Annotated in this window: 19 protein-coding genes; 9 read left to right on the forward strand and 10 right to left on the reverse strand. The window is 67.5% G+C overall.

The window, feature by feature from the left end:
* Positions 1 to 26: 26 nt before the first annotated feature.
* Positions 27 to 1,439 (reverse strand): class I adenylate-forming enzyme family protein, encoded by a 1,413-nt coding sequence (locus AC1DRO_RS02165; protein ID WP_476949632.1) that lies wholly within the window; start codon positions 1,437 to 1,439, stop codon positions 27 to 29.
* A gap of 58 nt (positions 1,440 to 1,497) precedes the next feature.
* Between AC1DRO_RS02165 and ypfJ the strand changes: the two genes are divergently transcribed.
* Entirely contained in the window at positions 1,498 to 2,385 is an 888-nt protein-coding gene (gene ypfJ / locus AC1DRO_RS02170) for a KPN_02809 family neutral zinc metallopeptidase (RefSeq protein ID WP_459384799.1), read from the forward strand.
* A gap of 57 nt (positions 2,386 to 2,442) precedes the next feature.
* Here the strand turns inward: ypfJ and AC1DRO_RS02175 are convergent, their stop codons facing one another.
* From AC1DRO_RS02175 to AC1DRO_RS02205, 7 genes are all read right to left on the reverse strand, one after another.
* Complete coding sequence (locus AC1DRO_RS02175; protein ID WP_476949633.1) at positions 2,443 to 3,039, reverse strand: hypothetical protein; 597 nt, start codon at positions 3,037 to 3,039, stop codon at positions 2,443 to 2,445.
* 222 nt (positions 3,040 to 3,261) lie between these two features.
* Entirely contained in the window at positions 3,262 to 3,594 is a 333-nt protein-coding gene (locus tag AC1DRO_RS02180) for a metal-sulfur cluster assembly factor (RefSeq protein ID WP_018772973.1), read from the reverse strand.
* Positions 3,595 to 3,607: 13 nt separating this feature from the next.
* A complete protein-coding gene (sufC, locus tag AC1DRO_RS02185; RefSeq protein WP_026537381.1) occupies positions 3,608 to 4,405 on the reverse strand; it encodes a Fe-S cluster assembly ATPase SufC in 798 nt (265 codons plus the stop codon).
* Between the two features lie 88 nt (positions 4,406 to 4,493).
* Positions 4,494 to 4,853: a non-heme iron oxygenase ferredoxin subunit gene (locus AC1DRO_RS02190; RefSeq protein WP_223917407.1), complete on the reverse strand. Its 360-nt coding sequence runs from the start codon at positions 4,851 to 4,853 to the stop codon at positions 4,494 to 4,496.
* 31 nt (positions 4,854 to 4,884) lie between these two features.
* Positions 4,885 to 6,171, reverse strand: a complete 1,287-nt coding sequence (gene sufD, locus AC1DRO_RS02195; RefSeq protein ID WP_476949634.1) for a Fe-S cluster assembly protein SufD — start codon at positions 6,169 to 6,171, stop codon at positions 4,885 to 4,887.
* Positions 6,171 to 7,634 (reverse strand): Fe-S cluster assembly protein SufB, encoded by a 1,464-nt coding sequence (sufB, locus tag AC1DRO_RS02200; RefSeq protein ID WP_243177703.1) that lies wholly within the window; start codon positions 7,632 to 7,634, stop codon positions 6,171 to 6,173. Before sufB ends, sufD begins: the two co-directional genes overlap by 1 nt.
* Entirely contained in the window at positions 7,634 to 8,539 is a 906-nt protein-coding gene (locus AC1DRO_RS02205) for a helix-turn-helix transcriptional regulator (RefSeq protein WP_476949635.1), read from the reverse strand. The genes sufB and AC1DRO_RS02205 overlap by 1 nt, the downstream gene beginning before the upstream one ends.
* 114 nt (positions 8,540 to 8,653) lie before the next feature.
* Here AC1DRO_RS02205 and AC1DRO_RS02210 point away from each other — a divergent pair, with 114 nt between their 5' ends.
* From AC1DRO_RS02210 to AC1DRO_RS02230, 5 genes are all read left to right on the forward strand, one after another.
* Positions 8,654 to 9,622: an ABC transporter ATP-binding protein gene (locus AC1DRO_RS02210; RefSeq protein WP_028275511.1), complete on the forward strand. Its 969-nt coding sequence runs from the start codon at positions 8,654 to 8,656 to the stop codon at positions 9,620 to 9,622.
* Positions 9,619 to 10,431 carry an ABC transporter permease gene (locus AC1DRO_RS02215; RefSeq protein ID WP_476949636.1) on the forward strand — a complete coding sequence of 271 codons (813 nt, stop codon included), beginning with the start codon at positions 9,619 to 9,621 and terminating at the stop codon, positions 10,429 to 10,431. Before AC1DRO_RS02210 ends, AC1DRO_RS02215 begins: the two co-directional genes overlap by 4 nt.
* 7 nt (positions 10,432 to 10,438) lie before the next feature.
* The gene (locus tag AC1DRO_RS02220; RefSeq protein WP_476949637.1) at positions 10,439 to 11,383 is read left to right on the forward strand and encodes a COX15/CtaA family protein; all 945 of its coding nucleotides are present in this window, start codon (positions 10,439 to 10,441) and stop codon (positions 11,381 to 11,383) included.
* 274 nt (positions 11,384 to 11,657) lie between these two features.
* The gene (locus AC1DRO_RS02225; protein ID WP_459384805.1) at positions 11,658 to 12,182 is read left to right on the forward strand and encodes a hypothetical protein; all 525 of its coding nucleotides are present in this window, start codon (positions 11,658 to 11,660) and stop codon (positions 12,180 to 12,182) included.
* 295 nt (positions 12,183 to 12,477) lie between these two features.
* Entirely contained in the window at positions 12,478 to 13,638 is a 1,161-nt protein-coding gene (locus tag AC1DRO_RS02230; protein ID WP_476949638.1) for an acyltransferase family protein, read from the forward strand.
* Positions 13,639 to 13,660: 22 nt separating this feature from the next.
* On the opposite strand, the gene AC1DRO_RS02235 is transcribed toward AC1DRO_RS02230, so the two are convergent.
* Entirely contained in the window at positions 13,661 to 14,608 is a 948-nt protein-coding gene (locus tag AC1DRO_RS02235) for a threonine/serine dehydratase (RefSeq protein ID WP_476949639.1), read from the reverse strand.
* Between the two features lie 132 nt (positions 14,609 to 14,740).
* Positions 14,741 to 15,703 (reverse strand): heme o synthase, encoded by a 963-nt coding sequence (locus AC1DRO_RS02240; RefSeq protein WP_476949640.1) that lies wholly within the window; start codon positions 15,701 to 15,703, stop codon positions 14,741 to 14,743.
* 497 nt (positions 15,704 to 16,200) lie between these two features.
* Between AC1DRO_RS02240 and tkt the strand changes: the two genes are divergently transcribed.
* From tkt to AC1DRO_RS02255, 3 genes are all read left to right on the forward strand, one after another.
* Positions 16,201 to 18,318, forward strand: coding sequence for a transketolase (gene tkt, locus AC1DRO_RS02245; protein ID WP_476949641.1), 2,118 nt, complete (start codon positions 16,201 to 16,203; stop codon positions 18,316 to 18,318).
* Positions 18,319 to 18,381: 63 nt separating this feature from the next.
* Complete coding sequence (tal, locus tag AC1DRO_RS02250) at positions 18,382 to 19,497, forward strand: transaldolase (protein WP_476949642.1); 1,116 nt, start codon at positions 18,382 to 18,384, stop codon at positions 19,495 to 19,497.
* Between the two features lie 6 nt (positions 19,498 to 19,503).
* Positions 19,504 to 21,138 carry a glucose-6-phosphate isomerase gene (locus tag AC1DRO_RS02255; protein ID WP_476949643.1) on the forward strand — a complete coding sequence of 545 codons (1,635 nt, stop codon included), beginning with the start codon at positions 19,504 to 19,506 and terminating at the stop codon, positions 21,136 to 21,138.
* Position 21,139 lies beyond the last annotated feature (1 nt).

The raw sequence follows: 21,139 nt of genomic DNA on the forward strand, positions 1-21,139 counted from the left end.
CTGCCGGCCCGCTGCCCGCGCGCGGCTCAGCCAAGACGCCGGATCCTGGGATCGTTCCGGGCCAGCCAGTCCAGCAGCAGTTGCCGGCTGATTTTGCCGCGGTCCGTCAGGGGCAGCTCCGTCAGCACGAAGTACTCCAGGGGGCGCTTGTTCCGGGCCAGCACATCGTCGATCCCGGACCGCAGCTGGGTGGCGGTGACCGCTCCGTGCGAGGGCACGACGCCGGCCACGACGCGCTGGCCGCGAAGATCGTCAAGCATGCCGGCCGCCACGGCCGCCGCGACGCCCGGGACGGAGGCCAGCGCCATCTCAACCTCATGCGGGTAGACGTTGGTGCCGGCGGTGATGATCATGTCGGAGCGGCGGCCCAGCATGTGCAGGGTCCCGTCGGAGAGGTAGCCCTGGTCCCCCACGGTGTACCAGCCGTCGAAACAGCGCAGCGCCTGGCCGTCGTCACCCCACAGGTAGCCGTTGCTGACCATGCCGCTGCGGACGCAGATGTTGCCGTCGCTGCCGTCCGGGAGTTCGGCGCCGTCGTCGTCGAGGATGCGGATTTCGACGCCGGGAAAGGGCTTTCCGATGCCGGTCCCGCCCGGCTCGACGGGCTCGCCCGGACGCAACCCGGCGCCCGAGACGAAGCTGAGCTCGGAGGCGCCGTAGTACTCGAAAATGGTCGCGTTGGGGGCCCAGCGCCGGGCCGCCTCCAGCGTCCGGGCGTCCAGCTTGGAACCGGCGCAGATGATGCTGCGGATGCCGGAGGCATCGACACCGCCGGCCAGGCCCCGCTCGCTGAGCAGCCGGAGCATGGTGGGCACCAGGACCAGTCGGGTGATGCCGTCGTGGCTGACGGCCGCGTGGGCGGCGCCGACATCGAAGTGGTCCAGGCTGTGGAACTCGGCGCCGGCGTACAGGCATTCGGCGAGGGCGTAGAGGTTCAGGCTTGCCGCGAGCGGCCCGGGAGCCAGGGACTTGTCGTCCTGCGTCAGTGCGAAGAATTCAATGGAGGCCTCGAAGGATTCCTGCCAGGACCGCCGCGAGCGGGTGAACGCCTTGGGCACCGAGGTGGTGCCGGACGTCAGGCCGACCAGGAACGAGGTCTCCGGCGGCCCGTCGGCCAGCCCGGTCCCCGGCCCGGGAACTGCGCGCGCCGGACGCGTTTCCGACCCGGCGATGCGGGCGGTGATGCCGTCCTGGAGTTGCTGGGGCCAGGCCGGGTCCAACACGGCGCACTGCCGCTCACCAGCGACGGCCGCGGCGAACGCTACGGCGAAGTGGGTTGAATTTTGTTCGGACAGCACGGTGATGGCCGGCGCCGAGGGCACCAGGGCCGCCGCTTTGTCCCGCAGGCCGGACCAGCTGAGGTGCTCTCCGGCCACGACGACGGCTGTCTCGTCGGGACGGTCATCGGCCCAGCGCTGGAGTCTGTCGAGAAAAGGCATCGAACCAACTTTAGCGTTGCCGGGCGCCGCGGCTGCGTGTGCGGGATATTGTGACTCCATGAGCTTTAACGACAATGCCCCGCTGGACCCGTCACAAGTCCAGGACCGACGCGGGATGGGCCGCGGCCCGATGATCGGCGGCGGGATCGGCGGCGGCATCATCCTGCTGCTGGCAGCCCTCTTTGGCATCAATCCCCAGCTTCTCGAGGGTCTGGCCGGCACCGTCCAGGAGCCGCAGACGCAGAGCCAGGGCTCTGCCCCCGCGTGCCAGACCGGCGCCGACGCCGACGCCCGCCTCGACTGCAGGATCACCGGCACGGTCAACAGCCTGAACGCCTTCTGGCCGGCCTACCTGGCCCAGTACAACACCAAGTACCCGCGGCCGAAGGCGGTGATCTTCACCGGCGGAACCAACACCGGCTGCGGCGCCGCCACCTCGGACGTGGGGCCGTTCTACTGCCCTGTCGACACCACGGCGTACTTCGATCCCGGCTTCTTCCAGGAGCTGGTGGACCGGTTTGGCTCCTCCGGCGGCCCCCTGGCGCAGGAATATGTGGTGGCCCACGAATTCGGCCACCACGTCCAGAACCTGCTTGGCGACCTCGACCGGGCGCAACAGGATCCGCAGGGACCCGGTTCCGGGGGTGTCCGGGTTGAGCTCCAGGCCGACTGCTACGCAGGGCTGTGGGCTCACTATGCAACAACGCAGGCGGATCCCAAGACCGGCCAGCCCTATCTCGACCCCTTCACTGACCAGGACGTGAAGGACGCCCTGTCGGCGGCCTCGGCCGTCGGTGACGACCGTATCCAGAAGGCCGCCACGGGCCGCGTCTCACCGGAGGCATGGACCCACGGGTCAAGTGCCCAGCGGCAAAAGTGGTTCTACCAGGGGTACACCACCGGGGACATCAACAAGTGCGACACGTTCGCGGTGGCAACGCCTTAGCCCCACCCCCCTGGTCCCAGCCCTCTGGTCCCAGCTCTCCGGCCTACACCCGAGGCCTCACCCGCGCGGCCGGCGCCGGACCGGGACCTCGACATAGCTGAGGAATCCGGCGTGGCCCAGGTGCCGGTGCTTCGCGTGCCACACGGGCCGGTACTGGTGCCCGAAGGGGTCGGTCACCAGGACCGAGTCCAGGCGGTCGTTTCCGGCCAGGAGGCGGTCGACGTCGGCCAGCGCATTGCGCCGCGTCGCCAGACCGTCAATGTCCAGGCTCCAAAGCCCCAGCTCAGCATCGGTTCCGCGTTCCAGCTGCAGCGTCTCGAACAGTCCGGCCACGAGCCCGGCGAGCCCGGCGGGGTCCACCCGCTGCAGCCGGTGGGACTCGGGATGCACGTCACGCGCCTCGGCGAGGGCCTGGCGCAGCCAGTGGAACTCCACCGATCCCAGGGGCGGTCCCATGCGCAGGTGGCGGTTCTCGTCCAGCTCCAGGCGGTACGTAGCGGCGCTGCGGTCCATGATGCACGGAGCTTCGCCGACATATTCGAAGTCGGCCAGCAGGGCTTCCCTGGACCGGTAGTAGGAGAAGTCGCCGCTGTCCTCGACAACCACGAAGTCCTTGCCGGCATCGGAGGGCCGCGGCGGTGACGTGGCATCCATTCGCGTGTGCCTCCTGTTCGACGGCGTGCCCGGCCCGAAGCGCGTGGACCCGTTGTCTTTATCAGACCACCGCCGGGACGATATGGGAACGGCGGCGGGAATGCCGGAAGGAAATGACGGAGAGAAATAACGACGGCGGCCCCGCCTCAATGAGGTGGGGCCGCCGTCGTTCACGCCCGGGCCATGCCGGCCCGGACGTGCGGTAAAGCTGTGGGTGCGGATCTAGATGTTGAAGCCCAGGGCGCGCATCTGGTCGCGGCCGTCCTCGGTGATCCGTTCCGGACCCCATGGCGGCATCCACACCCAGTTGAGCCGCCAATCGTCGACGATCCCGTCCAGGGCCTTGCCGACCTGCTCCTCGATCACGTCGGTGAGCGGGCATGCGGCGGTGGTGAGCGTCATGTCGATCAGCAGGGCGCCGTCGTCGTCGGAGTATTTCAGACCGTACAGCAGGCCCAGATCAACGATGTTCACCCCGAGTTCCGGGTCGATCACATCCTTGAGCGCCTCTTCGACATCCTCGAGGCCCGTGCGGGCCACATTGAGTTCGGTCATTGCGGAGTCCTAACTACGCCTGGGCTGCAGCCGAGGCGGCAGCGATGGTGGCCGCCCCTGCGCCGGTGGCGTAGCGGTCGTAGCCTTCGTCTTCGAGGCGGTCGGCGAGCTCCGGGCCGCCCTCTTCCACAACCTGGCCATCGACGAACACGTGCACGAAGTCCGGCTTGATGTAGCGCAGGATCCGGGTGTAGTGCGTGATGAGCAGGGTGCCCATGTTGCCTTCGCCGTGGGCGCGGTTGACGCCCTCGGAGACAACCTTGAGCGCGTCGACGTCCAGGCCGGAGTCGGTCTCGTCGAGGATGGCGAACTTCGGCTTGAAGAGCTCGAGCTGGAGGATCTCGACGCGCTTCTTCTCGCCGCCGGAAAAGCCTTCGTTGACGTTGCGCTGGGTGAAGTCGGCGTCGATGCGCAGCTGCGCCATGGCGGCCTTGACGTCCTTGGTCCACGTGCGCAGCTTGGGGGCTTCGCCGTCGATCGCGGTCTTGGCGGTGCGCAGGAAGTTGGTCATGCTCACGCCCGGGACCTCGACGGGGTACTGCATGGCGAGGAACAGGCCGGCGCGGGCGCGCTCGTCGACGCTCATGGCGAGGACGTCTTCACCGTCGAGGGTGATCGTGCCGGAGGTGACGTTGTAGCGCGGGTGCCCGGCGATGGTGGACGCCAGCGTGGACTTGCCGGAGCCGTTGGGGCCCATGATGGCGTGCGTCTCGCCGGTCCTGATGGTCAGGCTGACGCCCTTCAGGATTTCCTTGGTGCCCTGCTCGGTGTCAATGCTGACGTGCAGGTCCTTGATCTCAAGAGTCGACATGTGTCTTGTTCTCCTCTGCACCGTGCCCTCGGCACTGTGCGTTTTCTTGGCGATAAGTTTTCTTGTGCGGGATGCCGGCTGCAGGCAGCTAGCTGAAGTTTGGAGCCTCGGCGCCGTTCAGGACGTTGGTGAAGTCCACGTAGACCTCGTCATCCAGGACGGTCACGGCAAACACGGGAACGGGATCATAGGCCGGCAGCTGGAGCGGCTCGCCGCTGCGCAGGTCGAACTGGGAGCCGTGGCCCCAGCATTCGATCTTGCAGCCTTCGACTTCTCCTTCGGAGAGGGAGATGTCCGCGTGCGAGCAGGTGTCGCCGATGGCGTGGATCTCCCCCATCGAGTCCTTCACGATCGCTACCGGGTAGTCGTCGATCAGGATCCGCAGCGCCTGCTTGAGTTGGATCTCGCTGGCGTTGCAGACTAGCTCGCCCTTTGGCTGTTCAGTCATTGATGTCGTCCGTGTTCTCTCGTGCTGCGCACTAGTGGTTGGTCGCCGCGAGTTCGCGCTCGACGGCTTCCGTGAGGCGCTCTTCGATGGCGGGAACGTTGATCTTCTGGATGATTTCGTTCAGGAACCCGCGGACCACCAGGCGGCGGGCCACCTCTTCCGGGATACCACGGGCCATGAGGTAGAACAGGTGCTGATCATCGAATCGTCCGGTGGCGCTGGCGTGGCCGGCGCCGGCGATCAGGCCGGTCTCAATCTCAAGGTTCGGCACGGAATCGGCGCGGGCACCGTCGGTCAGGACCAGGTTGCGGTTGGCCTCGTAGGTGTCGGTGCCTTCTGCTTCCTTGCGGATCAGAACGTCACCGACCCACACGGTGTGCGCGTTGCGGCCCTGCAGGGCGCCCTTGTACAGGACGTTGGACTTGCAGTTGGCCACGGCGTGGTCCACGAACAGGCGCTGCTCGAGGTGCTGGCCGGCGTCGGCGAAGTACAGGCCGAACAGTTCCACTTCGCCGCCCGGGGCGGTGAAGCGTGCCGAGGGTGTGACGCGCACGAGGTCGCCGCCGAGGCTGACCACGATGTGCTTGAACTTCGCGTCGCGGCCGAGCTTCGCCTGCTGGGAGGAGGCGTGGACGGCGTCGTCGTTCCATTCCTGGAGCGAGATGACGGTCAGCTGCGCGCCCTCCTCAACGAGGATTTCGATGTTTTCCGAGACGACGGCGGTGCCCTGGTGGTCCAGGACGACGACGGACTTGGAGAACTTTTCCGCGACGATCACGACGTGCTGCGCGGAAGCTTCGGTGCCCTGGCCGGTCAGCAGCACGCTGACCTCGCCCTCCACCTCGACCTCGGACGGGACCGTGATGACGGTGGCCTCGGTGAAGTTCTCCCAGGCGTTCGCGGAGACGCGGTCCTCGGGGATGGCGGCGGAGCCGATCCGGCGGTCGTCACGGCCGACGGTCTCGACCCTGACGCTGTCCGGAGCGGTGACGCGCACGGCCGGCGCCGCACCGGTGAGGACCTCGGTGTGCAGGCCGCGGAGGCGCTTGAGCGGGGTGAAGCGCCAGTCCTCCTCCATGCCGGTCAGCGGTTTGAAGTCCGCCAGCTTGTAGGAGGTCAGGCGGCCGGCGCGTGAGCTGTCCGGTACGCCGACGCCGCCGCCGTGCGAGTGGCGCTTGACGGCTTCGCCGGCCAGCGGAGCCTTGGACTCCGCGGCGTTCAGCGGTGAGAGGCTTTCGCCTTCCTCGGTGAAGCCGTTGATGAACGGCTGGGCTGAGGGCGCGCCGACGCGGGCCTTTTCAGTAGTGATGTCAGTCATTAACCGACCGATCCTTCCATCTGCAGTTCAATCAGTCGGTTCAGCTCGAGGGCGTATTCCATCGGCAGTTCGCGGGCAATCGGCTCGATGAAGCCGCGGACGATCATCGCCATGGCCTCGTCTTCGCGCATGCCGCGGGACATCAGGTAGAACAACTGCTCTTCGCTGACCCGCGAGACCGTGGCCTCGTGGCCCATCGTGACGTCGTCCTCGCGGATGTCGATGTACGGGTAGGTATCCGACCGGCTGATGGTGTCCACCAGGAGCGCGTCGCAGCGGACCGTGTTGGCCGAGTGCTTGGCGCCTTCGCGGACCTGGACCAGGCCGCGGTAGGCAGCACGGCCGCCGCCGCGGGCCACGGACTTGGAGATGATCGAGCTCTTGGTGTTGGGCGCGATGTGGACCATCTTGGAGCCGGTGTCCTGGTGCTGGCCTTCGCCGGCGAACGCGATGGACAGCGTCTCGCCCTTGGCGCCTTCGCCCACGAGGTAGACGGCCGGGTACTTCATGGTGACCTTGGAGCCGATGTTGCCATCGATCCACTCCATGGTGGCGTTCTCTTCGCAGATGGCGCGCTTGGTGACCAGGTTGTACACGTTGGTGGACCAGTTCTGGATGGTCGTGTAGCGGACGCGGGCGCCCTTCTTCACGATGATTTCCACGACGGCGGAATGCAGCGAGTCCGAGGTGTAGATCGGCGCGGTGCAGCCTTCGATGTAGTGGACGTAGGAGTCCTCGTCGGCGATGATCAGCGTGCGCTCGAACTGGCCCATGTTTTCCGTGTTGATGCGGAAGTAGGCCTGCAGCGGGATGTCCACGTGGACGCCCTTGGGCACGTACACGAAGGAACCGCCGGACCAGACGGCAGTGTTCAGCGACGCGAACTTGTTATCGCCCACCGGGATGATGGTGCCGAAGTACTCCTGGAAGATCTCCGGGTGTTCGCGCAGCGCGGTGTCGGTGTCCAGGAAGATGACGCCCTGGGCTTCCAGGTCCTCGCGGATCTGGTGGTAGACCACTTCAGACTCGTACTGGGCGGCGACGCCGGAGACGAGGCGGCTGCGCTCGGCTTCCGGGATCCCCAGCTTCTCGTAGGTGTTCCGGATGTCCTCGGGCAGGTCTTCCCAGGTGGCGGCCTGCTTCTCGGTGGAGCGCACGAAGTACTTGATGTTGTCGAAGTCGATGCCGGACAGGTCCGCGCCCCAGGTGGGCATGGGCTTGCGGTCGAAGTACTTCAGGCCCTTGAGCCGGAGATCGAGCATCCATTCCGGCTCGTTCTTCTTGGCCGAAATATCGCGAACAACGTCTTCGTCGATGCCGCGGCGGGCGTTGGCCCCGACGTCGTTCTTGTCGGCCCAGCCGTACTCATAGGTGCCAATTCCGTGGAGCTCGGGATTCTTTTCCAGAATCTCCGAAATCACAGTAGAGCCAGCAACCTTCTTCTCTGATAGTTGGTCCGTCATCACGGCCTTTCTTGGAGATGGTTGGATACTTCGTCCGGGTTGACCGGTGCAGCGGGACCGGGAGTCCCGACGGCGGCCGGACGGCCCGTAGGTATGTGGGTGGTGCAGACGTGCCCGCCGCGTGCCAGGGTGGACAGCCGGCGCACATCGACGCCGACCAGCCGGGAGAACACGTCGGTCTCCACGTCGCAGAACACGGGGAACTGGGCAGCCAGGTGTTGGATGGGGCAGTGCCCCTGGCAGAGCTGGACGCTGGAGAGCGCCGCCGGGAGCGGGGCCTTGGCTTCGATCGACTGCGCCGAGGCGACGAACCCGTCGCGGCTCAGCGCCGCGGAGAGAGCCTGGGCGCGGGCCGTGATGTCCGGTCCTGCCTGCTCGATCTCCGGCGCGTAGCGGCGCTCCATGTCGGCGAACCGCTCGACGGCGAACTGCCGCACGGCCTCGGGGCCGGCCGCCTCGCCGAGCCGGCGCAGCGCCACGGAGGCGATGTCGAGGTAGTCGTTGCCCAGGTTCGACTGGCCCTGGGAGCTCAGGACGTAGCGGCGGGCGGGCCGTCCGGCGCCGGCACCGGCGCGGGCAACCCGCTTGACCTCAATCACTCCGGTGCGCGCGAGGTGGTCCAGGTGGCGGCGCACGGCGGCCGGAGTGAAGCCCAGGAGGTCGCCGAGTTCGGCTGCGCTGATGGGTCCGTGTTCCAGCACCGCGTTCAGGACGCGGTCACGCGTGCGCTCTTCGGCGTCGTGCGTGTGGGTGCCGGCGGCCGCGGGAACGGCGTCCGGAACGGCCGCCACGTGTGCCCGGGCAGGCCTGACGCGCGCGGCGCCGCGCCCGGACGGGACTGCGGACGCAGCGGATCCGGACACAGCGGCTCCGGACACCGTAGTTCCGGACACAGGGGCGCTCATGGAATACACAACACAATCATGTCGTAATTTAGTCCGGCATTCCAGTAAGGCATGGCTTGCCTGCGGGACCGCCCCTCCGAGGGGCCGACGTACTACATCGCGTAGAATGCTGTGGTGCGATCTCCCGAATCCCCCGTTTTGACCATCAGCGGGCTTGTCAAGGATGTTGGTCCACTGCCCACCCTCGACGGCAAGATGCTGCGCGTGGTCAGCGGCCTTTCCCTCATCGCCGAACGCGGCCAAGTCACGGCCCTGCTCGGCGCCAATGGCGCGGGCAAGACCACCACCATCGAATGCGCCCAGGGGCTGCAAAAGCGCACCGCCGGCGCCATCAGCCTACTCGGCCACGATCCGGATTCGGCCGGCGCGGGCCTCCGTGCCCGGGTGGGCGTGATGCTGCAGGACGGCGGCCTGCCGCCGTCGGCCCGGCCTATCCCCCTGCTGCGGCACATCGCCGGCATGTACCAGGACCCGTGGCCGGTGGATGAACTCATCGGCCGCCTGGGCATCGACTCCTTCAGCCGCACCAACGTGCGGCGCCTGTCCGGCGGGCAGAAACAGCGCCTCGCCCTGGCCGCGGCGCTGGTCGGCAATCCGGAGGTCCTGTTCCTCGACGAGCCCAGCGCGGGCCTCGACCCGCAGTCCCGCCAAATGGTCTTCGATCTCATCTCCGAACTGCGGAACAGCGGCATGGGCATCATCCTGACGACGCACCTGATGGACGACGCCCAGCGGCTGGCGGACTACGTCTACATCATCGACGCCGGCCGCAACGTCGCCGAGGGCACCGTCGCCCAGCTCCTGCGCCACCAGCTCCCGGCCGGCGACGCGTCGCAGCACATCCGCACCTTGTTGTTCGAAACCGAACCCGGCCTGGACTTCGCCGGCGTGCTGCCCGACGGCGTCGACGTCACCGAGGCGCGGGCGGGCAGTTACGCCGTGACCGGAGCCCTGACCCCCGCCGACCTCGCCGCGATCACCGCGTGGTGGGCCCAGCGCGGGATCATGCCCAGCTCCCTGAGCCTTGAAGCGCGCAGCCTCGAGGACGTCTTCCTGGACATCTCCGGAAGGGAGATCCGATGACCCGCGTAACAGGTGGCGCCCCGCTGGAGAGCGCACGCCGTGCCGGCGAGCCCCCTGCCGCGCATGGCAGCGCCCCCGCTTCCCTGCTGCGCCGCATCTTGCTGCAGGGGCAGTACGAGACAGTCACCATGCTCAGGAACGGCGAGCAGCTGATCCTCGCGATCGTGCTGCCGCTGCTGGCCATGGTCGGCCTGACCGTGACTCCCCTGCTGGACGGACTCGGTTCGAGCCGCATCAATGTCGCCGTCCCCGGCATCCTGGCCCTGTGCGCCATGTCCACGGCCTTCACCGGGCAGGGCATCTCCACCGGCTTCGACCGCCGCTACGGCGTCCTGCGCTTTCTTTCCACGACACCCCTGGGCCGCACCGGCCTGATTGCGGGGAAGATCCTGGCCGTCCTGGCGGTGCTGTTCCTGCAGGTGCTCATCGTGACCGCGGTGGCCCTGCTGCTGGGCTGGCAGCCCAATCCCGCGGGCTGGCTGCCCGGGCTGGCCATCCTGGTCCTCGGCGCCGCCGCCTTCACGGCACTCGGGCTGCTGGTCGCCGGGACGGTCCGGCCGGAGGCGACCCTGGCCATCACCAACCTGCTCTGGATCCTGCTCGGCGCGCTGGGCGGAATCGTGATTCCGGCCGAACGGCTCCCGGCGCTGGCCCAGGCCGTGGTGCATTTCCTCCCCTCCGGCGCGCTGGGCCAGGCGCTGAGGGATGTTTTCCTGTACGGCAGCGTCAATGGTGCCGCCGTTCTTGTCCTGCTGCTCTGGACGGCGATCGCCGGCGGCGCAGCAACCCGTTGGTTTAAGTGGAATTGAGAATACTGTGAGCACGGCGTCACGAACTCCCCGGATTGTCTCCGGAATCACCTCCCGGCTGCCAGTCCGCGTCGATAAGACGGTCAGGCGGCTGGCCGTGCTGTCCCTCATTGGCCAGATCGTCCTGGTGGTGACCGGCGGCGCCGTCCGCCTGACGGCCTCGGGCCTTGGCTGCCCCACGTGGCCGCGCTGCACGGAGGGATCCCTGGCGACCACCCCGGAAATGGGGATCCACGGAATCATCGAATTCGGCAACCGGCTCCTGACGTTTGCGCTGGCGGCCGTCGCCGTGATGATGCTGGTCTATCTGTGGAACCTCCGCAAGGAGCGCCGCGACCTCTTCCTGCTGGCCCTCGGCCTGCTCGCAAGTATCCCGGCCCAGGCCGTCATCGGCGGCATCACGGTGCTGACCCAGCTGAACCCGTGGGTCGTTGGCCTGCACTTCCTCGTGTCCATGGCCCTCGTGGTCCTCGCGACCCTTCTGGTGAACCGGGCCTACGACCGTACGGGCAAGGCCCGGACCGTGCAGCTTCCCGCCCTGCCGGGCGTTGCCCGCCCGGTGATGACCGCCGTCGCGGTCCTCTCCGCCGTCGCGGTCTGCCTCGGTGTGGTGGTGACCGGCGCCGGTCCGCATGCCGGGGACGCGAACGCCCCGCGCAACGACCTCGACTGGGACCTGTTCGCGCACATCCACGCCGTGCCCGCCTACCTGGTGACCGCCGGCGCGCTGTTCGCGTTGGTCCTGGTGGTCCGCGGCCTGATTCAGGGGCCGTTCCGCTCCGCGGTGTTCATGCTCCTGGGCGTCACGGTGCTGCAGGCCGCAATCGGCTTCACGCAGTACTACAACGGCATCCCGGCGCTGCTCGTCGGCGCTCACATGCTGGCGGCGGCGCTTCTGATGAGCGCGGCGACCAACGCCGCAGACCTCGCCCGCTACAGCCCGGTGGACTAACCAGCCGAAGCACCCTGAACAAAAGCATCGCGGGGTCGCTTACCGCCCTTCCGGCACGCCAGGACGGGCCGTAAGTGGCCCCGCGTTTGCTGTCTGTCGCTGTCTGGGCACTCGTACGGGCGCTGCGGCAACAATGACCAGTACCGCTTTCACCTCCCGGGGGCTGGCCTTGACGGGATTTCCGGGTGGACTATGGGATGGCATGGACATGGATCGTCGCGGCCGTGGGCTTTCCTCGTTCGTTCCCGTGACGCTGACCGGAAGGCCTTCTCTGATGCAAGCGACAGAACCGACCGTGCCTCCTTCACCCTCAGCCCGCCAACGCGCGGCGAGCCTCAAAGAACGCGTCTACATCATCTTCACGAGCCTGGCCGTGGTGTTGGCGCTTCGGAGCCACGCGGACGAGACCACGCCGCTGGCAGCGGCGGCGACGCTCAGCATCGTGGTGATCGGCTCCCTGCTGGGGATTTTCGTCGCCGACCTCCTGAGCCACCTGACTGTTCATTCGAAGCTTCCCACCGGTGAGGAACTGCACCACATGATCACGGTCAGCGCGGGCGGCCTCGGCGTCCTGGTCACCCCGCTGCTCCTCCTCACGGCAGCCGGCCTTGGTCTGTGGTCGACGGCCGTTGCCCTCGGGTGGGCAGTCGCTGTTCTGGTTGTCTCGCTCGGCATCGTCGGGTTCCTCGCGATCCGCCGCCTCGAGATCCCGCTCCGTCACAAGGCTGCCATCATGTTCGCCGAAGTCGTGTTGAGCCTGCTGGTAATCGGGCTGGAGCTGGTGGCCCACAATCTCTAAAGAAGCCTTAAGGCGTCCCCCCTCGACGCCCGGTTACTGGCCAGTCACTTGTCCAAACGGGAAAGATTTCGGAATACTGGATGCTGTGGCCCCTTTTCGGGCCCGCCCTTTAGCTGGGCAACCGCAGAGCCGGGCAGCCACAGAGCTGGCGTCAGGTTTCGTCCAGCCAGGGCGGGAATACTTGGATAGGGCGCAGAACTGGCGCCGCAATCGCATCCATGGATAGACGGACGGCGCGGTTTTGCCTTGATGCAGCTGGAATCGGAACCGGCCAGACTGAGGCACCGGAGGATATGTGGCGTTACTAGTCCGCGAAAGGCCCGCACAGACGGTCCAACATACTGCAAAGCGCCCGCGGCTGGACGGCCTGGACGTTCTTCGCGGTGCCGCCGTGGGCGCGGTCCTGCTCGGACATTCCTGGCCCGGCATATTCCAGGGCGCCGGCATCGTGGGTGTCATTGCCTTCTTCGTGTTGAGCGGTTACCTGATCACCAACGTGCTGGTCGGCGATATCGAACGGCACCGAAAAATTCGTTACGGACGCTTCTACGCGCACAGGGCCTTCCGGCTGGTGCCGGCACTGGTCTCTCTCCTGGGCGTATACGCGATCGTCGAATTGGCCACCGACGTCCTCGGTGACCGGTCCAAGGGAATCGTGGGCTACACGGTCCTCGCCGGTCTTGGCTACCTCAAAGACCTCCCCCTGCCGTTCGACGTCAGCATGGCGATCGGACCGCTCTGGACGCTGGCGGTGGAAGAACAGTTCTACCTGATCTGGCCCGCGCTGCTGGTGCTCGCCCTGCGGCGCAACCGCCAGGGACGGCTGATTGGCTGGTCCGCCGCCGTCGCGCTGTTCCTCATGTCGGCCAGTGTGCTGGCAATGGTGTCCCTGGCCCCGCAACTTCACGCGCTGGTCTACGCGCTGCCGACCACGTGGGGGCTGGGACTAATCATCGGTTCGGCCCTGCGGTTGTACAGGGTCCATGTGTTCAACTGGTTCACCGGCCGTTGGCTCCGGCGTGCGGCCCTGCTCGGTTCCGTCGCCGTCCTAACCGCGCTGATCTACTTCCCGAAGGCCAACGAAACGCCGGCCTTCATGTTCATTGGCGGCCCGCTGGCCATGGCCGCCGCGGCTGTCCTGGTCGCACTGGCCGCCTCCCGAACCGCAGTGATGCCGAAGTGGACGGCCCCGGTGCAGCTGCTGGGCACCGTCTCGTACGCCGCGTACCTCTGGAACTACGCCGTCATTCTCTGGCTCAACGGCGGCTCCACGGCCGATCTGCCACCGCTCATCGCGGTGTCCGCCATCGTGGTGACCCTGCTCATTGCGCTCATCAGCTGGCACACCGTCGAACGGCTCGGGCGGATCGCGCGGACCCGCTTCGACCAGCACTATTCGGCCCGCTACCATCCGGACCGGCAGCCGGCCGGCAGCGCCGCTTCCCGGCACGGTTAGTCGGCACCCTTCAGTCGGCTATTCAGTCGCTGCCCGCGTCGTTCTCCAGCGTGCAGGCATCGGTGTTCGCCCCGCAGACGATCACTGCGACACGTTCCCCTTCGGCGGGTGTGTAAGCCCCTGACGTGAGCGCCGCGAACGCAGCCGCAGCCCCGTATTCGGCGGGGATCCGGTAATCGCTCCACAACTGTGACCGTGCGGCGACGATGGCGGCGTCGTCCACCAGCACAGAGGCCGGCGGGACGCGTGAGGCGATGCTGAAGGCGATCCCACCCACACGTCTGGCCCCGAGGGAATCCGCGGCGACGCCCGAAACGGCCACATCGACCGGGCGGCCGGCGTCGAGGGCCGCGTGCAGCGTGGGGATGGTGAAGGGCTCGACCGCGACGACGCGGGCCCGGCCCTCGGCAGCTGCCGCCACGCCCGCATAGAGTCCGCCACCGCCGACGGCGACGACGATCGTGTCGATGCCGGGCTCGTCCTCAAGGATTTCCTCGGCCAGAGTGCCCGCGCCTGCCGCGATTTCCAGCTGGTCGTACGCATGGCAGAACAGGGCGCCGGTATCTTCCACGTAGTGCATTGCGGCCGCGAACGCCTCCGCGTACTCGACGCCGACCTGCCGGACCGTGGCGTTGTACGCGAGGAGACGCTCGACCTTTACCCGCGGGGCGTTCTCCGGGACGAACACCGTCGCCGGCACACCGAGGACCGCGGCGGCGTACGCGTTCGCCAAACCCGCGTTGCCGCCCGACGCCGCCACCACGCCGATGGCCGGGTCCAGCTCCCCGCGCTCCCGGGCGGCGAGCTGGCGGTTGAAGGCGCCGCGTGCCTTGAAGACGCCCGTGTGCTGCAGGAACTCACATTTGAACCAGAGCGGGGCGGCAGCGGTACCCCCGCGGAGCAACGGTGTGCGCCGCACGTGGCCACTGATGCGGTTCTGCGCCTGAAGTACGTCGCTGCGGTTGATCACGGGCTCCCCCTGGGGTTGTGTCGCCTGGCCGGTTCGTAAGGATACCCCGGGACCGAAAAGGACCGTCCCCCTGATACAGCTGACGCTCCCCCACCAGTGGTGAGGGAGCGTCGGGCAGATGAACGGGGAGGATCAGCCGCCCATGACGGCCGAGCCGACGAACGGGTCGACGGCCAGGGCTATGAAGAGCAGGGTCAGGTAGCTGATGGAGCCGTGGAAGACCTTCATGGCTCCCTTGTTGGAAACGTCGCCGGCCTGGGCCCGGTTGTACAGGGCGTGCGACTCGTACAGGAACCAGGCGCCGGCGCCGACGGCGGTCACCGTGTAGACCCAGCCGGCACCGCCGGCCGGGATCATCAGCAGCGAACACGCCACCATGGCCCAGGCGTAGAGGACCACCTGCACCGACACCACCTTCGCACCGGCGATGGCACCCAGCATCGGCACGTTGGCGTTGCGGTAGTCCTCGCCGTAGCGCATCGACAGCGGCCAGTAGTGCGGCGGGGTCCAGAGGAAAATCACCATGAACAGCACGACGGCGGGCCACTCGACGGTGTTGGTGACGGCGGCCCAGGCAATCAGGACCGGGAAACACCCGGCGGCGCCGCCCCAGACAATGTTCTGGGCCGTGCGCCGCTTCAGGATCATGGTGTAGATGACCACGTAGAAGACGATGGCGCCGAGCCCGAGCCACGCGGCGAGCGGGTTGGCCCCGAACCAGAGGATGGCGATCGCCGCCGCGCCCAGCAGCCAGGAGAAGGTGAGGGCTTCGCGGGGTGTTACCTCACCGGTGACCAAGGGCCGGTTCTCCGTGCGGTGCATGAGCTTGTCGATGTCGCGGTCGATGTAACAGTTGAAGGCGCCGGCGGAACCTGCTGCGAACGCGCCGCCCACCAGCGTCGCCAGGATGAGGCCGATCGACGGGAAGCCGCGTTCGGCATAGATCATGGTGGGCAGCGTGCTGACGAGCAGCAGCTCGATCACGCGGGGTTTCGTGAGCGCCAGGTAGGCCTTGGCTTTGCGGCCGAAGCCCATTCTTCCCGAGGCCGGGGAGGCGTTCAGCGGCGTATTAGTTGTGCTCACGGTGGCAGTCACTCTGTTCTGTCTGGCTGTGCAGTTCTGTCTGGCTGGGCAGCCCCGGGTGGATTTCGCAACGCACTGTGCTGCAGACCGGGCTCCGCGCTCGGCGCACACCCGTGTCCTTGCCCCAGTCGAAGGCCACCACCCATCATACCGTGGAGCTCCGGGCCGGACGGCCGCCGAATGCCGCGCCATGATTCCGGCGCGTTAACGCCGGTTCACCGGCCCCGCGGCGGACGGTGATTCATATAAGCGAAATCAGGTCCAATTGGTGAGATATACGCTGACCACAAAGTGGAATGGGACTAGGCTGTCATTAGATCAGCGCACACGGGCACGCATTTAGGCACTTGCCGGAACACGCGGCTCTGCATCTGCGTCTGAATGATAGATCAACGTTTCGATGGTGAACGGCTGGTACGAACCGCAGCGGGCACCGAACTGTGCCCGGGCGGGAAAAGAGCGTACCGCCGGCCGTCAGCACAGAGAGGGGCCCGGTTTTCGTGCCACATTTGGAAGAGCAAGAACTGTCATGGACTGACTTGGACCAGCGCGCGGTTGACACCGTCCGGGTGCTGGCCGCGGATGCGGTGGAGAAGGTCGGAAACGGCCACCCGGGGACGGCGATGAGCCTGGCTCCGGCCGCGTATTTGTTGTTCCAGAAGCTGATGCGCCACGACCCGGCGAATCCGGACTGGCTGGGCCGCGACCGGTTCGTCCTGTCCCCCGGGCACACGTCCCTGACCCTGTACATCCAGCTGTTCCTCTCCGGCTATGGCCTGGAACTGAAGGACCTGGAGGCGCTGCGGACCTGGGGCTCGCTGACCCCCGGCCACCCGGAATACAAGCACACCAAGGGCGTGGAAATCACCACCGGCCCGTTGGGCCAGGGCCTGGCGTCCGCGGTCGGCTTCGCCTATTCCCAGCGCCGGATGCGCGGCCTGTTCGACGCCGACGCTCCCGCCGGCACGAGCCCGTTCGACCACACCGTCTGGGTGATCGCCTCCGACGGCGACCTGCAGGAAGGCGTCACCTCCGAGGCGTCCTCGCTCGCCGGTCACCAGGAACTGGGCAACCTCGTGGTGATCTACGACGAGAACCACATCTCGATCGAGGACGACACCGATGTGGCGTTCACCGAGGACGTCCTGGCCCGCTACGAGGCCTACGGCTGGCACACCCAGCGGGTCGACTGGACCCGGACCGGCGAATACGTCGAAGACATCCAGGAACTGCACGCCGCACTGCTCGCCGCGAAGGCCGAAACCGGCAAGCCCTCCATCATCTCCCTGCGGACCATCATCGGGTACCCGGCGCCGAAGAAGCAGAACACCGGCAAGATCCACGGCTCCGCCCTCGGCGCTGAGGAAGTCGCAGCCCTGAAGAAGGTCCTGGGCTTTGACCCCGAACGCGCCTTCCAGGTCGACGAGGACGTTCTGGCCCACGCCCGTGCCGTCCAGGACCGCGGCGCGGCCGCCCGCGCCGACTGGCAGGCCTCGTTCGAGGCGTGGCAGGCCGGCAACCCCGAGTCCGCTGCACTGCTGGAACGCGTCGAAGCGAAGAAGCTCCCGGGCGACTTCGAAGCCGCCCTGCCGGTCTTCGAATCCGGCAAGGACGTCTCCACCCGGGCCGCCTCCGGGAAGGTCCTGAACGCGATCGGCCCGGTCATGCCCGAACTCTGGGGCGGCTCCGCCGACCTCGCGGAGTCGAACAACACCACGATCGAGGGCTCGCCCTCATTCATCCCCACGTCCCGGTCCACCGCGGCGTGGAAGGGCAACCCCTACGGCCGGGTCCTGCACTTCGGCATCCGCGAGCACGCCGCGGCGTCGATCGTGAACGGCATTTCCCTGCACGGGCGCACCCGGGCTTTCTCCGGAACGTTCCTGATCTTCTCCGACTACCAGCGCCCCGCGATCCGGCTCGGCGCGCTCATGGGAGTCCCGTCGCTGTATGTCTGGACGCACGACTCGATCGGCCTGGGCGAGGACGGCCCCACGCACCAGCCCGTTGAGCAGCTCGCCTCCCTCCGCGCCATCCCGGGCCTGGACGTCGTTCGCCCGGGAGATGCGAACGAGGTCGCCGCGGCCTGGAAGGCCATGCTGGAAAACCATGAAAACCCCGCCGGCATCGTCCTGACCCGGCAGAACATCCCCACCTACGCCCGCGGCACCGGCGTCGCCGACGGCGACACCTTCGGCTCCACCGCCGGCGTCGAGAAGGGCGGCTACGTCCTTGCCGAGGCGTCGAAGGACGGCTCCACCGCCGAAGCGCAGGTCATCCTGATCGGCACCGGCTCCGAGGTCCAGCTCGCCGTCAACGCCCGCGAAGCGCTGCAGGCAGAAGGCATCCCCACCCGTGTGGTGTCCATGCCCTGCGTGGAATGGTTCAACAAGCAGGACGCCGCCTACCGCGACGCCGTGCTGCCCCCGGCCGTGAAGGCACGCGTCTCGGTCGAAGCCGGACTGGCCCTGGGCTGGAAGGAATTCGTCGGCGACGCCGGCCGTTCCATCTCCCTGGAGCACTTCGGCGCGTCCGCGGACTACAAGCGCCTCTTCCAGGAATTCGGCATCACGGCAGAAGCAGTCGCCGCCGCCGCGAAGGAATCCCTCGCCGGCCTCACCAACTGATCCACCACCACGGTTCCGGGGGACGCTGTGCCCCCGGAACCCATGATTTCCAGGAGTTATGAAATGACTACCCCCACCCAGCAGCTCTCCGACGCCGGCGTCTCGATCTGGCTCGACGACCTCTCCCGCGGCCGCCTGCAGACCGGCACCCTGCGCAAGCTCATCGAAGAGAAGAACGTCGTTGGCGTCACCACCAACCCGTCGATCTTCCACGCCGCCATCACCGCCGGCCACGACTACGACGCCGTGATCGCCGCCCAGGCCGCCGCCGGCGCCACCGTCGAAGAGACCGTCTTCGAAATCACCACCACCGACGTCGCCGACGCCTGCGACCTGTTCGCCCCGGTCGCCGCGGCCACCAGGGGCGTCGACGGCCGCGTCTCCATCGAGGTCGACCCCCGCCTGGCCTGGGACACCGCCGGCACCATCGCCGAAGCGAAGCACCTGTACAAGAAGGTCAACAAGGACAACGTCCTGATCAAGATCCCGGCCACCCTCGAAGGCCTCGAGGCCATCACCGCCACCCTGGCCGAGGGCATCAGCGTCAACGTGACCCTGATTTTCTCGCTGGAACGCTACCGCGCCGTGATCAACGCTTTCCAGTCCGGGCTCGAGCAGGCCAAGGACAACGGCCACGACCTGTCCACGATCCACTCGGTCGCGTCCTTCTTCGTCTCCCGCGTCGATGCCGAAATCGACAAGCGCCTCAACGCCATCGGCACCGAGGAAGCCAAAGCACTCAAGGGCAAGGCCGGCCTGGCCAACGCGCGCCTGGCCTACCAGGTCTACGAGGAGCTTTTCTCCACCGAACGCTGGGCCCTGCTGGCCGAGGCCGGCGCCCTGCCGCAGCGCCCGCTGTGGGCCTCCACCGGCGTGAAGGACCCGGCCTACCCGGACACCCTCTACGTCACCGAACTCGTCGCCCCCGGCGTCGTCAACACCATGCCGGAGAAGACGCTCGACGCGACGTTCGACCACGGCACCGTCACGGGCGACACCGTCACCCGCGGCTACGACGACGCCAACGCCACTCTGAACTCCCTCGACGCGCTGGGGATTTCCTACAACGACGTCGTCGCCCTGCTCGAATCCGAAGGCCTGGACAAGTTCGTTGCCAGCTGGAAGGAACTGCTGGGCGACGTCGAAGGCGCCCTGGCCTCTGCACGGAAGGCTTCCTAACCCACCATGAGCACACTCAGCTACGACGCCACCGGCGCAGCCCGCCAGGCACATGAGCAGCACCTCCCGGCATTGCTGGAAGACCGCATTGCCACCCGGATCTTCGCGAAGGACCACACCCTGTGGGGTCCGGACGCAGAGCAGGAATCGGCTGTCCGGCTGGGCTGGGTCGAGGCGGCTTCCGTCTCCCAGCCGCTGGTCGGCGACATTCTCGAACTCCGCGACGCGCTGAAGGCCGAGGGCGTAACGCGGATCGTCCTCTGCGGGATGGGCGGTTCTTCGCTGGCGCCTGAAGTCATTGCGGGCACCGCTGGCGTCGAGCTGACTGTTCTGGACAGCACCGACCCCGAACAGGTCAGTGCCGCGGTGGCGGACCGGCTGGACGAAACCGCGATCGTGGTTTCGTCCAAGTCCGGCTCCACTGTGGAAACCGATTCCCAGCGCCGGATCTTCGAGCAGGCGTTCACCGATGCCGGGATCGATGCGAAGAGCCGCATCATCATCGTCACCGACCCGGGGTCGCCGCTGGACAAGGCCTCCCGGGAGGCAGGCTACCGCGCCGTCTTCAATGCAGATCCGAATGTCGGCGGCCGTTTCTCGGCCCTGACCGCCTTCGGGCTGGTCCCGTGCGGGCTGGCCGGCGTCGACATCCAGGCTTTCCTGGATGAGGCCGAAGAAGCCGCCGAGATCCTCAATGAGGACTCGGAGGACAACATCGGCCTCGCTCTCGGCACCGCCCTGGGCGGCACCACCCCGCTGCGCAACAAGATCGTCATCGCGGAGGACGGATCCGGGATCGTGGGTTTCGCCGACTGGGCCGAACAGCTCATCGCCGAATCCACGGGCAAGCTCGGCACCGGCGTGCTGCCGGTCGTCGCCGGTCCTGCCTCCCCCGAAGCCACCCTGGGCGCCCCCGATGTCCTGGTCATCAGGCTCGTCGCGGCGGATGCCGACGTGCAGCTCGGCGAGAACGAGGTCGCCATCGCCGGCGGCCTGGCCACGCAGATGATGGTGTGGGAATTCGCCACCGCCGTGGCCGGCCGCCTGCTCGGCATCAACCCGTTCGACCAGCCGGACGTCGAGGCAGCGAAGATCGCCGCCCGCGGCCTGCTGGACGCACAGCCCGCACCGACGCCGGCGAATTTCACCGACGGCGCGATCGAGGTCCGCGGCGGGGAATGGCTCGGCGACGCCGGCACCGCGGCTGAGGCTGTCAGCGCCCTGCTCGGCGAACTCGGCCCGGACAACTACCTCAGCGTCCAGGCCTATTTCGACCGGCTGGCCTATGCCAGCTTCGAAGGCGTCCGGGACGAACTGGCAGCGGTCAGCGGACGCCCGGTCACCTTCGGCTGGGGCCCGCGGTTCCTGCACTCCACCGGCCAGTTCCACAAGGGCGGACCCGCGATCGGCGTTTTCCTGCAGGTCACGGCCGCATCCGCGGCTGACCTGGCCATCCCGGACCGGCCGTTCACGTTCGGCGAGCTGATCTCGGCGCAGGCCGCGGGCGATGCCCAGGTCCTGTCCGAGCACGGCCGTCCGGTCCTTCGGCTGCACCTGGCCGACCGCGCCGCGGGTGTGAAGCAGCTCCAGGAGCTCGTCACCTCCCTTGCCGGCCAGGCAGCATCCTCCACTGAAAGCTAAG

This window comes from Arthrobacter sp. P4_F11 (assembly GCF_056401395.1).

What these genes read in the sequence shown, in the direction of transcription:
- AC1DRO_RS02165 (WP_476949632.1), bottom strand. Translation starts at nt 1,439, where the DNA reads ATGCCTTTTCTCGACAGACTCCAGCGCTGGGCCGATGACCGTCCCGAC.
- ypfJ (WP_459384799.1), top strand. Translation starts at nt 1,498, where the DNA reads ATGAGCTTTAACGACAATGCCCCGCTGGACCCGTCACAAGTCCAGGAC.
- AC1DRO_RS02175 (WP_476949633.1), bottom strand. Translation starts at nt 3,039, where the DNA reads ATGGATGCCACGTCACCGCCGCGGCCCTCCGATGCCGGCAAGGACTTC.
- AC1DRO_RS02180 (WP_018772973.1), bottom strand. Translation starts at nt 3,594, where the DNA reads ATGACCGAACTCAATGTGGCCCGCACGGGCCTCGAGGATGTCGAAGAG.
- sufC (WP_026537381.1), bottom strand. Translation starts at nt 4,405, where the DNA reads ATGTCGACTCTTGAGATCAAGGACCTGCACGTCAGCATTGACACCGAG.
- AC1DRO_RS02190 (WP_223917407.1), bottom strand. Translation starts at nt 4,853, where the DNA reads ATGACTGAACAGCCAAAGGGCGAGCTAGTCTGCAACGCCAGCGAGATC.
- sufD (WP_476949634.1), bottom strand. Translation starts at nt 6,171, where the DNA reads ATGACTGACATCACTACTGAAAAGGCCCGCGTCGGCGCGCCCTCAGCC.
- sufB (WP_243177703.1), bottom strand. Translation starts at nt 7,634, where the DNA reads ATGACGGACCAACTATCAGAGAAGAAGGTTGCTGGCTCTACTGTGATT.
- AC1DRO_RS02205 (WP_476949635.1), bottom strand. Translation starts at nt 8,539, where the DNA reads ATGAGCGCCCCTGTGTCCGGAACTACGGTGTCCGGAGCCGCTGTGTCC.
- AC1DRO_RS02215 (WP_476949636.1), top strand. Translation starts at nt 9,619, where the DNA reads ATGACCCGCGTAACAGGTGGCGCCCCGCTGGAGAGCGCACGCCGTGCC.
- AC1DRO_RS02225 (WP_459384805.1), top strand. Translation starts at nt 11,658, where the DNA reads ATGCAAGCGACAGAACCGACCGTGCCTCCTTCACCCTCAGCCCGCCAA.
- tal (WP_476949642.1), top strand. Translation starts at nt 18,382, where the DNA reads ATGACTACCCCCACCCAGCAGCTCTCCGACGCCGGCGTCTCGATCTGG.
- AC1DRO_RS02255 (WP_476949643.1), top strand. Translation starts at nt 19,504, where the DNA reads ATGAGCACACTCAGCTACGACGCCACCGGCGCAGCCCGCCAGGCACAT.